This window comes from Pseudomonas sp. (assembly GCF_030147005.1).
GTDB lineage: Bacteria > Pseudomonadota > Gammaproteobacteria > Pseudomonadales > Pseudomonadaceae > Aquipseudomonas.
On sequence record NZ_JASLAW010000222.1, the window covers coordinates 1 to 11,750 of the forward strand.

9 protein-coding genes and 1 riboswitch are annotated in these 11,750 nt (G+C 61.8%); of the genes, 5 read left to right on the forward strand and 4 right to left on the reverse strand.

Annotated elements, in window-relative coordinates; translation table 11 throughout:
- Window positions 1-172: 172 nt before the first annotated feature.
- Window positions 173-2,077 carry a phosphomethylpyrimidine synthase ThiC gene (gene thiC / locus Q1V60_RS20970; protein ID WP_300634229.1) on the reverse strand — a complete coding sequence of 635 codons (1,905 nt, stop codon included), beginning with the start codon at window positions 2,075-2,077 and terminating at the stop codon, window positions 173-175.
- Between the two features lie 150 nt (window positions 2,078-2,227).
- A riboswitch (TPP riboswitch) is annotated at window positions 2,228-2,333 on the reverse strand.
- Between the two features lie 197 nt (window positions 2,334-2,530).
- On the opposite strand from thiC, the gene Q1V60_RS20975 reads away from it, so the two are divergent.
- A complete protein-coding gene (locus tag Q1V60_RS20975) occupies window positions 2,531-3,970 on the forward strand; it encodes a TolC family outer membrane protein (RefSeq protein ID WP_300634231.1) in 1,440 nt (479 codons plus the stop codon).
- 23 nt (window positions 3,971-3,993) lie between these two features.
- Here Q1V60_RS20975 and waaA read toward each other — a convergent pair whose 3' ends face one another.
- Both waaA and Q1V60_RS20985 read right to left on the reverse strand, forming a co-directional pair.
- The gene (gene waaA, locus Q1V60_RS20980; protein WP_300634233.1) at window positions 3,994-5,271 is read right to left on the reverse strand and encodes a lipid IV(A) 3-deoxy-D-manno-octulosonic acid transferase; all 1,278 of its coding nucleotides are present in this window, start codon (window positions 5,269-5,271) and stop codon (window positions 3,994-3,996) included.
- A 23-nt stretch (window positions 5,272-5,294) separates the two neighbouring features.
- Window positions 5,295-6,185, reverse strand: a complete 891-nt coding sequence (locus Q1V60_RS20985) for a LysR family transcriptional regulator (RefSeq protein ID WP_300634236.1) — start codon at window positions 6,183-6,185, stop codon at window positions 5,295-5,297.
- 103 nt (window positions 6,186-6,288) lie between these two features.
- On the opposite strand from Q1V60_RS20985, the gene Q1V60_RS20990 reads away from it, so the two are divergent.
- The 4 genes from Q1V60_RS20990 to Q1V60_RS21005 are packed head-to-tail and all read left to right on the forward strand — an operon-like array spanning window position 6,289 to window position 9,671.
- A complete protein-coding gene (locus Q1V60_RS20990) occupies window positions 6,289-6,624 on the forward strand; it encodes a multidrug efflux SMR transporter (RefSeq protein WP_300634240.1) in 336 nt (111 codons plus the stop codon).
- Window positions 6,625-6,679: 55 nt separating this feature from the next.
- Window positions 6,680-7,855 (forward strand): FAD-dependent oxidoreductase, encoded by a 1,176-nt coding sequence (locus tag Q1V60_RS20995; protein ID WP_300634243.1) that lies wholly within the window; start codon window positions 6,680-6,682, stop codon window positions 7,853-7,855.
- Complete coding sequence (locus Q1V60_RS21000) at window positions 7,852-8,664, forward strand: aldo/keto reductase (RefSeq protein ID WP_300634246.1); 813 nt, start codon at window positions 7,852-7,854, stop codon at window positions 8,662-8,664. Before Q1V60_RS20995 ends, Q1V60_RS21000 begins: the two co-directional genes overlap by 4 nt.
- A 41-nt stretch (window positions 8,665-8,705) precedes the next feature.
- Window positions 8,706-9,671, forward strand: a complete 966-nt coding sequence (locus tag Q1V60_RS21005; protein ID WP_300634249.1) for a metal ABC transporter ATPase — start codon at window positions 8,706-8,708, stop codon at window positions 9,669-9,671.
- 24 nt (window positions 9,672-9,695) lie between these two features.
- On the opposite strand, the gene hldE is transcribed toward Q1V60_RS21005, so the two are convergent.
- Window positions 9,696-11,120, reverse strand: coding sequence for a bifunctional D-glycero-beta-D-manno-heptose-7-phosphate kinase/D-glycero-beta-D-manno-heptose 1-phosphate adenylyltransferase HldE (hldE, locus tag Q1V60_RS21010; RefSeq protein WP_300634252.1), 1,425 nt, complete (start codon window positions 11,118-11,120; stop codon window positions 9,696-9,698).
- Window positions 11,121-11,750 lie beyond the last annotated feature (630 nt).

The window sequence follows — 11,750 nt, forward strand, 5'->3', positions numbered from 1 at the left end:
ACCTGTGGCGAGGGAGCTTGCTCCCGTTGGGGCGCGAAGCGGCCCCAAAAATGGGACTGCTACGCAGTCCAGCGGGAGCAAGCTCCCTCGCCACAGGGACCGGTTCTGTCTTAACTGACTGGCATTAGGGCTTGCCCGCGATGACGGCAGTGCAGGCACCGCCGCCTCTGGTTCAGACCTTCTTGTAAAGCTGACTACCTTCCTGCTTGAACCGCTCCGCCTGCTCGGCCAAACCTTTGGCCACGTCCACATCCACCGCGTCAATGCGCTGGTTGGCCGCGTATTCACGCACTTCCTGGGTAATTTTCATCGAGCAGAATTTCGGCCCGCACATCGAGCAGAAATGCGCGACCTTGGCCGAGTCCTTCGGCAGGGTTTCGTCGTGATAGGACCGCGCGGTGTCCGGGTCCAGGCCGAGGTTGAACTGGTCTTCCCAGCGGAATTCGAAACGCGCCTTGCTCAAGGCGTTGTCGCGGATCTGCGCCCCCGGATGTCCCTTGGCGAGGTCGGCGGCGTGAGCGGCGATTTTGTAGGTGATGATGCCGGTCTTCACGTCATCCTTGTTCGGCAAGCCCAGGTGCTCCTTGGGCGTGACGTAGCAGAGCATGGCGCAGCCGAACCAGCCGATCATCGCTGCGCCGATGCCGGAGGTGATGTGGTCATAGCCCGGTGCGATATCGGTGGTCAGCGGGCCGAGGGTGTAGAACGGCGCCTCGTCGCAACATTCGAGCTGCTTGTCCATGTTTTCCTTGATCAACTGCATTGGCACGTGGCCAGGGCCTTCGATCATGGTTTGTACGTCGTGCTTCCAGGCGATCTTGGTCAGCTCGCCGAGGGTTTCCAGCTCACCGAATTGCGCGGCGTCGTTGGCGTCGGCGATCGACCCCGGGCGCAGGCCATCGCCGAGGGAGAAGCTGACGTCATAGGCCTTCATGATTTCGCAGATTTCGTCGAAATGCGTGTAGGTGAAGTTCTCTTTATGGTGAGCCAGGCACCACTTGGCCATGATCGAACCGCCACGGGAAACAATGCCGGTGACGCGCTTGGCGGTCAGCGGTACGTAGCGCAGCAACACGCCGGCGTGGATGGTGAAGTAGTCGACGCCCTGCTCGGCCTGTTCGATCAAGGTGTCACGGAACAGCTCCCAGGTCAGGTCTTCAGCGGCACCGCCGACTTTTTCCAGGGCCTGGTAGATAGGCACCGTACCGATCGGCACCGGCGAGTTGCGGATGATCCACTCGCGGGTTTCGTGGATGTGTTTGCCGGTGGACAGGTCCATCACCGTGTCCGACCCCCAGCGAATACCCCAGGTCAGTTTCGCCACTTCTTCTTCGATGGACGAGCCCAGTGCGCTGTTGCCGATGTTGCCGTTGATCTTCACCAGGAAGTTACGGCCGATGATCATCGGTTCCAGTTCGGTGTGGTTGATGTTGGCCGGGATGATCGCGCGGCCACGGGCGATTTCTTCGCGCACAAATTCAGGGGTGATGATTTTCGGCACGCTGGCGCCAAAGCTGTGGCCGGCATGTTGCTGGTCGAGCAGGCCGCTGGCGCGGGCTTCTTCAAGCTTCATGTTCTCGCGGATGGCGACGTATTCCATCTCGGCGGTGATGATGCCTTTGCGCGCGTAGTGCATCTGCGTGACGTTGGCCCCGGCCTTGGCCCGGCGCGGGTTTTTCACATGGGCGAAACGCAGGGCGGTCAGCTCGGCATCGCTCAGGCGCTGCTGGCCGAAGTGCGAACTCAAGCCCGACAGGCGCTCGGTGTCGCCGCGGGACTCGATCCAGGGCGAGCGCACATCGCCCAGGCCTTTGCGCACGTCGATGATCACGTTGGGGTCGGTGTACGGGCCGGAAGTGTCGTAAACCACCACCGGCGCATTGATTTCGCCGCCGAAATCGGTGGGGGTCACGTCCAGGCTGACCTCGCGCATCGGGACCCGAATGTCCGGGCGAGTGCCTTGTACGTAGATTTTCTGTGAGCGGGTAAACGGCTGCACGGAGCCGGAGTCGACCTTGGCCGATTCACTCAAATGCACGGTGGTTTTTGATTTTTGGCTTTTTGGTTCGATGCTCATCACGGGCTCTCCAACTTATCCAGGCGGTGGATTTTTTGTCGGAGCGAACCTGTGACGGACGGACGCACTGTGACCAGTGCTGTGCTTGGCGCACGAGGGATGTTCGATTGTCGAACAACTTCCCGGACGAAGCACAAGAGGACTCGCCGGGTGACGAGAAATCTTGTTCCCTACGCAGGCGCTAACCTGATCAGGTTCAACGGGATCCGGTATTTACCGATCTCAGCCTTCCAACAAGGCACCCCGACAAGAACTCGGTCAGTCTAGACCATGGCGCGGGCAAATTGCCAATACCGATAAGAGCCAGGGCCTTAAATGACATGATTGCGGGATTGCTGTGACGTGATCGCCCAACTACACTCGGGAACTGCCTTGATGCTTGACGCCAGGAATGGGCCGCCTTAGCCTTGAGCATAAAATTACCACTATAATATTTAAACTAGGGATCGCCTCATGCTGCGCAAACTTTCACTGGCTCTGGCCGTGTCTTGTGCGACCAATGGAATGGCCTGGGCAGCTGAAGCGCCCCTGTCGACCAAAACCGATTTGGTCAGCGTTTACCAAGAAGCGGTGGACAACAACGCCGACCTCGCCGCCGCCCGTGCTCAATATGGCGCGCAAAAAGAAATCGTCCCACAGGCCCGTGCCGGGCTGCTGCCGAATCTGTCGGCAAGCGCCGACTCCAACAATGTGCGCAATAAGTTCGATGAGCCTGCGGCCACGATCGACCGTGATGCACATTCCTGGCGCGCGACATTGAGCCAACCATTATTTCGTGCCGACCGCTGGTTCCAGCTGCAGGCCGCTGAAGCCGTCAATGAACAGGCGTCGCTGCAACTCTCGGCCACTGAGCAGGACCTGATCCTGCAGAGCGCCGAACGCTACTTCAGCGTACTGCGGGCCCAGGACAACCTGGCGACCACCAAGTCCGAAGAGGCTGCTTTCAAGCGCCAGTTGGACCAGTCCAACGAGCGCTTCGATGTGGGTCTGTCGGACAAGACAGACGTACTGCAATCCCAGGCCAGCTACGACACCGCCCGCGCCAACCGCATTGTGGCCCAGCGCCAGGTGGACGATGCCTTCGAAGCATTGATCACCCTCACCAATCGGCAGTACAACTCGATCCAGGGGATAGTCCATACGTTGCCGGTACTGCCGCCGACGCCGAACGACGCCAAAGCCTGGGTCGAAACCGCCGGCCGCCAGAATCTCAATCTTCTGGCCAGCAACTATGCGGTCACCGCCGCCGAAGAAACGCTCAAGCAACGCAAGGCCGGACATGCTCCAACCCTCGATGCCGTAGCGCAATATCAAAAGGGTGACAACGACGCCCTGGGCTCCAGCAACCCCAACCCTTTCGGTCCCGACTACCATGGAGATGCGTCGCGCAGGACCATCGGCCTGCAACTGAACATCCCGCTCTACAGTGGCGGCCTCACCAGCTCGCAAGTGCGTGAATCCTATTCACGTCTCGACCAGACCGAGCAGCAACGCGAAGGCCTGCGCCGCCAGGTCGTGGAAAATACCCGCAACCTGCACCGCGCAGTGAACACCGATGTGGAACAGGTTCAAGCGCGCCGCCAGTCGATCATCTCCAACCAGAGCGCGGTGGAAGCCACGGAAATTGGCTACCAGGTGGGCACGCGCAATATCGTCGACGTGCTGGACGCACAGCGTCAGCTCTACTCGTCGGTGCGCAATTACAACAACAGCCGCTACGACTACATCCTCGACAACCTGCGCTTGAAGCAGGCCGCCGGAACGTTGAACCCAGGTGATCTGCAGGACCTGACGCGTTACCTCAAAGCCGACTACAACCCGGACAAGGACTTCCTGCCACCGGACCTGGCCAAAGCCGCCGCCGAGCAACTCAGGGCCCGCTCGAATAATTGAGCTCCCACATTTGATTTGTGTTGTCAGTGATTGAGGAGTTTGCCCAAGCCATCGAGCAAACGCTTGAGCGCGCCTTGATTGGCCTGCATCACCTTCAACCCCGCCTGCGCCATCCTGCGCGCATCCTGCGGCAGTTCGAACAGCTGGCGCACGGCCTCGGCCAGCCCTTGCGCGTCATCCACCTCTCGCAACGCTCCGGCCGCGCCCAGCATCGCGCTGATTTCCAGGAAGTTGAACAGGTGCGGCCCCATGATCACCGGCTTGCCCAGCGCTGCCGGCTCCAGCGGGTTATGCCCGCCGGTCGGTACCAGGCTGCCGCCGACAAAAGCACTGTCGGCCAAGGCGTAGAGAAACAGCAACTCGCCCATGGTGTCGCCAAGCAGCACCGCGGTTTGCGCAGTGACGGGCTCGCCGCTGGAGCGGCGCACCGTGGCAAAGCCTTGCAGTTCGCACAGCTCGAACATCGGGCCGAAGCGCTCCTGATGGCGCGGCACCAGGATCAGCAGCGCATTGGGATAGCTTTCGAGCAATTGGCGATGGGCCGCCAGCACCACTTCATCTTCGCCTTCGTGGGTGCTGGCGGCGATCCACACCGGGCGTTCGCTGGCGCCCCATTGCGCCCGCAACGCGGCGGCACGCATGGGCAATTGGGGGTCGATGGTCAGGTCGAACTTGATCGAGCCGGTGACTTCAACGGTTTCAGGTCGCGCGCCCAGGCTGCGAAAACGCTCGGCCTCGGTTTCGGTCTGCACGGCGAACAAGCTCATTTCCGCCAGCATCGGTGCGGTCAGTTTGGCGAAACGCGCATAGCCCTTGGCCGAGCGCGCCGACAATCGTGCGTTGGCCAGGGCCACCGGAATACCGCGCTGGGCGCAGGCGTGAATATGGTTAGGCCACAATTCGGTTTCCATGATCACCGCCAGCTTAGGCTGTACCCGGTCGAGGAAACGCTTGGCGGCGCAGGGCAAGTCGTACGGCAGATAACAATGTTGAATGCGCGGCTCATCGGCAAACAGCGCCTGGATGCGCTCGGAACCGGTGGGCGTCATGCAGGTGACGGTCATCGGCAACTGCGGATATCGTGCCAGCAAGGCACGGATCATCGGCGCGGCGGCGATGCTTTCGCCCACCGACACCGCATGCACCCAGATCCCGCCGGGCCGCATCACGGGCAAACCATAGGAAAACCGCTCGCCCACGCGCTTGGCATAGGCCGGCGCCTTGCGCGCGCGCAGCCATATACGTAAAGCCACCAACGGCAGCGCCAGGTAAAACAGACAGCTGTAGAGAGTTCTATTCATGGCGGCGGAGTTTATCGGCTTTTTCAGTCGATCGCCTGTAAGCACTCGGCAAAACGTTTAGCCAAAAAACGCGCGGCTGGCCCAAGGTGCTCATCGCGGCGCCACACCAGTTCCACCACCAGCGCCGGCGGGGTCCATTCGCTGTCCAGTTCAACCATCTGCTGTTGATAGGTGGGGTATTGCACGATGTGCCGTGGCAACCAAGCCCAACCGAGGCCGCTCATCAGCCATTCGGCCAGCACATAGAAGCTGTCGGCCCGCCACACCAGCGGGCTGGCGGCTTCACTGCCGGGGTAGACGCTGGTCTGGGTCGACATCAGCAACTGGCGAAACTGCGCCAGTCGTTGGCAATCCACGTACTTTTCCTTGGCCAATGGGTGATTAACACCGCACACCGTGACCATCTCCACACTGCCCACCACTCGCCGCTCAAGGGCTTCGGGGATCTGGTCGTGGTAGAACAACAGGCCCAGGTCGGCCTTGCGCTCCACCAGCTTGCGCGCCACATCGCCTTGAGCGGCGCTGGACAATTGCACTTCAAGCAACGGGTAGCGCACCGCCAGCGCCTCGAGGCTGTCGAGCACCGGCTGGAACAACATCGCCTCGTCCTGGGCCAGGCGCAGACACGCCTCCTCGCCACGGGTCAACGACACTGCCCGGCCCGTGAGGCGCTCGCACTGGCGCAGCACTTCACGCGCTTCCTCCAGCAACACACTGCCGGCTTCGGTCAGGCGCGGCTGGCGGCCGCTGCTTCGCTCGAACAGGCAGACGCCCAGGTCCGCCTCCAACATTGCTATAGCGTTGCTGACCGCCGATTGCGCCTTGCGTTGCCCACGGGCCACGGCGGAAAACGAGCGCTGCTCGGCGACGCTGACGAACAAACGCATCTGCGCCAGATCCCATTGCACGCTCATGGCCTTACCTATCTTTAATTTGGATAGGTAATGACTTTACCGCATCTGTTGAACCTCTAGAATGCCGAGCTTATCAAACGAGCTTCACCTCGAGGAATGCACCATGAACGTCGCCTACTATTACCTGGCCATTGCCATCTGTTCGGAAGTGATTGCGACCGTTTCCATGAAAGCCATCAAGGGTCTGAGCACGCCTATCCCACTGTTGCTGGTGATCGTCGGTTATGGCGTGGCGTTCTGGATGCTCACCCTGGTCGTGCGCACCGTGCCGGTTGGCGTGGCTTACGCCGTATGGGCCGGGATGGGCATCGTGATGGTCAGCATTGCGGCGTTGTTCATCTATGGGCAGAAGCTGGACGTCCCGGCCATGCTGGGGATGGGGCTGATTGTGCTGGGCGTGGTGGTCATTCAGCTGTTCTCGAAAACCGCCGGCCACTGACCGCCACTCAACAGCCTGTATACTGCGCCTCTTGTCTTGAACATTGAGGTCGCCGATGCCATCCGTTATTTCCACCGACGTTCTGATTGTCGGCGCCGGGGTTGCCGGCCTCTGGCTCAACGCGCGCCTGCGCCGCCAGGGGTTTTCCACGGTGCTGGTAGAAAGCGCGACCCTGGGTGGCGGACAGAGCTTGAAGTCTCAGGGGATCATCCACGGCGGTGCGAAATACGCCCTGCACGGCGCCCTCACCGGCGCCTCCGAAGCGATTGCCGACATGCCGCGCCGCTGGCGTGAAGCCCTGGCCGGCAATGGCGAATTGGACCTGTCCGGCGTGCGCCTGCTCTCTGAAGCGCACTACCTGTGGTCCCCCGGCACCCTCGCCGGTAATCTCACCAGCTTTTTCGCCAGCAAGGCCGTGCGTGGTCGTGTCGATCAGGTCAAGGGCGACGAGCTTCCGCTGGCGCTGCAAGACCGCCGCTTCAAGGGCAAGGTCTATCGCCTGGCGGAATTGGTAGTGGACCTGCCAAGCCTGATTGAACGCCTGGCGCACCTGGCCGGTGACGGTTTGCTCGCAGGCCGGCACATCGAACCGCTGCACGAAGGCGACACGCTGGTGGGCTTGAAGGTCGATGGCCGCGAAATCCGCGCCCAGCGCATCGTATTGAGTGCCGGCGCAGGCACGGCGCAGTTGCTGGCGGCGCTGGGCTTGAGCCAGCCAGCGATGCAAACCCGCCCACTGCACATGATCATCGCCAAAGGCCCCGGCCTGAAGCCGTTGTACGCCCACTGCCTGGGCGGCGGCACCAAGCCACGCTTGACCGTGACCACCCATCCGGCCGCCGACGGTAACTGGGTGTGGTACATCGGTGGCGATATTGCCGAGGCCGATGGCGTGGCACGCACGCCGCAAGAGCAGATCGCGACCACGCAGAAAGAACTCGCCCAGCTGTTGCCGTGGATCGACATGAGCCAGACCCAGTGGGCCACCCTGCGCGTCGACCGCGCCGAGCCGCTGCAATCGGGCCTGACCCGTCCCGACAATGCATTCCTTGCCGAACAGGGTCGCCTGTTGGTGGGCTGGCCGACCAAGCTGGCCCTGGCACCGGACTTCGCCGACCGGGTCATCAACAGCCTGGAACGCGACGGCATCCGCCCAAGCGTCAACGCCCCCCTGCCCAACTTGCCAAAGCCTGCTATCGGTCAACCTGTCTGGGAGCAATTGTTACCATGAGCCTGCCAACCCTGCACGACCTGCATCGCCCCCTTGGAAGCACAGGCTTGCTGGTATCGCCCTTGGGCCTGGGCACCGTCAAGCTGGGCCGCGACCAAGGGGTAAAATACCCGAGCGGCTTCCAGATCCCGAATGACGACGAGGCGCGGATGTTGCTGCGCCAGGCGCGCCAGTTGGGCATCAACCTGATCGACACCGCACCCGCCTACGGTCGCAGCGAAGAGCGGCTGGGGCCACTGCTGCGTGACCAGCGCAAGGACTGGGTGATCGTCAGCAAGGTCGGTGAAGAATTCGAAAACGGCGTATCCCGCCACGATTTCAGCGCCGCCCATACGCGGATGTCAGTCGAGCGCAGCCTGAAACGACTTGAAACGGATTTTATCGACCTGGTGCTGGTGCACTCCGATGGCAACGACCTGCACATCCTCAACGACTGCGAGGTTTACGAGACCCTGGCGGCGCTGAAAAAAGAGGGCAAGATCCGCGGTTTCGGCTTCTCCGGCAAAACCGTCGAAGGCGGCGTCAAGGCGCTGGAGCAAGGTGATTGCGCAATGGTCACTTACAATCTGAACGAACAGGCCGAAAAGGCCGTCATTGATTACGCGGCGGCCCATGGCAAGGGCATCCTGGTGAAAAAAGCCTTGGCCAGCGGCCACGTTTGCCTGGAGCCTGGAATGGATCCAATTCAGGCCAGTTTCATGTTGTTGTTTGCGCAAACCGGCGTCGCCAGTGCTATTGTCGGGACCATCAATCCGCTGCACCTGGCCCATAACGTGGCGACCGCTGCCCGGGTCATTCGTCAACTCTGATGCCGCCCACGCGGCCGACCCCGTCGCAAAAAGGAGCCGACATGCCGCGTACGCTCATAAGAAAGAACCCCAGCAACTTCAAGACACTGCCGCTGCACGTAGAAGCCACCCCCGAAGGCCTGAGCTACCAGAGCGTCGGCATGCCGCTCAACTTCGCCCAGACCCTGCAACGGCGCAAGCCGGTCGAGGTGCCGGACGCCGAACGCTTCGCCCTGGAGCTGGCGAACCTCGGCGTCTCGGTGCGCCTGACGCTGCACTGGCAAAACAAGGATTACTGGGTGCTGGTGCGCCAGCGCCGCCAGGACCGTGGCGATGTGGTGCTCAAGCTGATCTCCGGCTACGTCCCGGCCCATGAACTGAACCTGCCGCTGCATACCGCCATCCAGGAAATTGCCGAAGAATGCTTGCTGGAAACCCCTGAAGGTTGGCTCGGCGGGCGCTTCAACGACACCTGGTTGCCGGCGCCCTACTCCGCCGCGCTGCATTACCGTGAAGCCTTGCCGTTTCGCCTGAGCCCGCTGTCCGGGGCTGCTCGCCCGGTGCGCTGCGCTACCACCCAGCTGATCGAGCGCCCACGGGCGTATGTGCACTTGCCGACGGCGTCACTGCAGCTTATTTACGATTTGCGCCTGGAAGTGCCGAAGGAAGCCAAGTCTCTGAGCCTGTTCCATGTGGATGAGCGCCTGGAAGGTGATCAACTGGTCGCGCGCCTGGATCGCCAGCGTCCGGACCTGTACTTGATGCCGCTCAAGGACGGCGAGCCACTCGCTGAGCTGTACACCGTGAAGAAGGACCAACTCTACCCGGCGAGCACGCGGGGCCTGTACCTGGCGGAAAGTTTCGCCCGGCAGGAAGGCTGGCTGGTGCGTGATGAGCGGATTCGCTGGAAGGACTGGCTCAGGCAGCAAGGCCTGGCAGCGCCGGAAAAAGAGTCGAAGCTCAAGCGCTTGACCGGCAAGGCGCAGCAGATGCTGCGCAAGATTGTGCCGAAAAAAACCAGCCGCTAGGCACGAGCCCAGCGGTCACGGGCCTTATTCGTTATTGCGGATTTTCTCGACGATCGCAGTGGTGGAGCTGTTTTCAACCAACCCCAGCACTTTAACCGTGCCGCCGTAGGCACTGACGATGTCTGCACCGACCACTTGGTCGACGGAATAGTCACCGCCCTTGACCAGCACGTCCGGCTTGACCTGGGCCAGCAGGTTTTCCGGCGTGTCTTCAGAGAAGCTGATCACCCAGTCCACCGCGCCCAACCCGGCCAGTACTGCCATGCGCCGGTCGACGCTATTGATCGGTCGGCCCGGGCCTTTCAGGCGGCTGACGGACGCATCGTCGTTGACCGCGACGATCAGGCGATCGCCCTGGGCGCTCGCTTGCTCAAGATAAGTCACGTGGCCGGCGTGCAGGATGTCGAAGCAGCCATTAGTGAACACAATGCTTTCGTTATGGGCACGGGCGTCGTCTATCGCCAGCAACAATTGCTCGAGCCCCAGCACGCCGCGTTCCGAGCCTTCGGAGCGCTGGATGGCGCGACGCAACTCGGGGGCGCTGATGGCCGCGGTGCCCAGTTTTCCGACCACGATGCCCGCGGCCAGGTTGGCCAGGGCCACGGCATGGGGCAGTTCCTCACCGGCTGCGATGGACGCGGCCAGGGTGGAAATCACCGTATCACCGGCGCCGGTGACATCGAACACTTCCCGCGCGCGCGCCGGGAGGTGCATCGGCGGATGATCAGGACGCAGCAGGGTCATGCCATGCTCGCCACGGGTCACCAGCAGGGCACCCAGGTCAAGATCGGCCATCAGCTTCGCACCCCTGCTCACCAGTTCGTGCTCATCGGCGCAACCACCGACGACTTCTTCGAACTCGCTGAGGTTTGGCGTGATCAGGCTGGCGCCCCGATAAATCGAGAAGTCCTTGCCCTTGGGATCGGCCAGCACCGGAATGTTCCGGGCCTTGGCGACCTGGATCAGCATCTGGTGATTCTTCAAGGCGCCTTTGCCGTAGTCGGACAACACCAGCACCTTGACGCCTTCAAGCAACTCGTCGACCTGGCCACTGAGGGCCAGGGCGTCCGTGGCGAAGGGTTCTTCGAAATCGATACGCAGCAATTGCTGGTGACGGCTCATGACCCGCAGCTTGACGATGGTCGGCTGATGAGCGATGCGCTGGAACAATGCGCGCACGCCGGCACCGCGCAGGCTGTTGGCCAGGCTGTCGGCCGCCTCGTCGTCACCGGTCACACCCACCAGGGAGGCCGGGGCGCCGAGCGCGGCAATATTGAGGGCAACGTTGGCGGCCCCGCCTGGACGGTCTTCGATTTGCTCGACCTTGACCACCGGTACCGGCGCCTCAGGGGAAATCCGTGAGGTACCACCATGCCAGTAACGGTCGAGCATGACATCGCCGACCACCAAGACAGTGGCTTGATTGAATCGCGGCATGGACAACTTCATGGAGCAACCCACATACAAAATGAACAGGGGCGCGATATTAGCACAGGGTTTGCGATGGCTTGCGCCCACCGCAGGGCAAATGTGGGAGGGGGCTTGCCCCGATCGCCACAGGCATCTTCACAACGCTGTAACGCCCAACGCCAACCACGATGCGCAGCGAGCCGCTCTTGATCTGCTTTTGATCTCAGGCGCCCCGTTAAACCACGCTGGCCGAACGCAGGCTTGAATCCGTGGGTAACCCGGCAGGACGCCGGGTTAGCCGCACTGGGCCATGGATGGCCCATTGCGGCGGCCCACGGATTCAAGCCTGCGTTCGGGCACACCGAGCATGAGCGAGGTGCCGAGTGGTGGGGCAAGAGCGTTTTGCTTACTTTTGCGCTTTTCAAAAGTGAGCCGCTGTAAAAGCGGAACCATTAGCAGCCGTGACCGCAGAAACGGATATGTACTCGGTCCAATCCAGCATCCTGGTCGGCCCGGAGGCCGCCATCGGGGGCAAGCCCCCTCCCACATTTGGACCTCGGAGCGTCAGGTAGATACGAGTTAGCTCCCTCGCCACAGGTGCGGTGTCTCACCAAAATTGTGTAGATACCTATGGCTATCGGGGGCAAGCCCCCCTCCCACATGTTGAAC

What these genes read in the sequence shown, in the direction of transcription:
- thiC (WP_300634229.1), bottom strand. Translation starts at nt 2,077, where the DNA reads ATGAGCATCGAACCAAAAAGCCAAAAATCAAAAACCACCGTGCATTTG.
- Q1V60_RS20975 (WP_300634231.1), top strand. Translation starts at nt 2,531, where the DNA reads ATGCTGCGCAAACTTTCACTGGCTCTGGCCGTGTCTTGTGCGACCAAT.
- waaA (WP_300634233.1), bottom strand. Translation starts at nt 5,271, where the DNA reads ATGAATAGAACTCTCTACAGCTGTCTGTTTTACCTGGCGCTGCCGTTG.
- Q1V60_RS20985 (WP_300634236.1), bottom strand. Translation starts at nt 6,185, where the DNA reads ATGAGCGTGCAATGGGATCTGGCGCAGATGCGTTTGTTCGTCAGCGTC.
- Q1V60_RS20990 (WP_300634240.1), top strand. Translation starts at nt 6,289, where the DNA reads ATGAACGTCGCCTACTATTACCTGGCCATTGCCATCTGTTCGGAAGTG.
- Q1V60_RS20995 (WP_300634243.1), top strand. Translation starts at nt 6,680, where the DNA reads ATGCCATCCGTTATTTCCACCGACGTTCTGATTGTCGGCGCCGGGGTT.
- Q1V60_RS21000 (WP_300634246.1), top strand. Translation starts at nt 7,852, where the DNA reads ATGAGCCTGCCAACCCTGCACGACCTGCATCGCCCCCTTGGAAGCACA.
- Q1V60_RS21005 (WP_300634249.1), top strand. Translation starts at nt 8,706, where the DNA reads ATGCCGCGTACGCTCATAAGAAAGAACCCCAGCAACTTCAAGACACTG.
- hldE (WP_300634252.1), bottom strand. Translation starts at nt 11,120, where the DNA reads ATGAAGTTGTCCATGCCGCGATTCAATCAAGCCACTGTCTTGGTGGTC.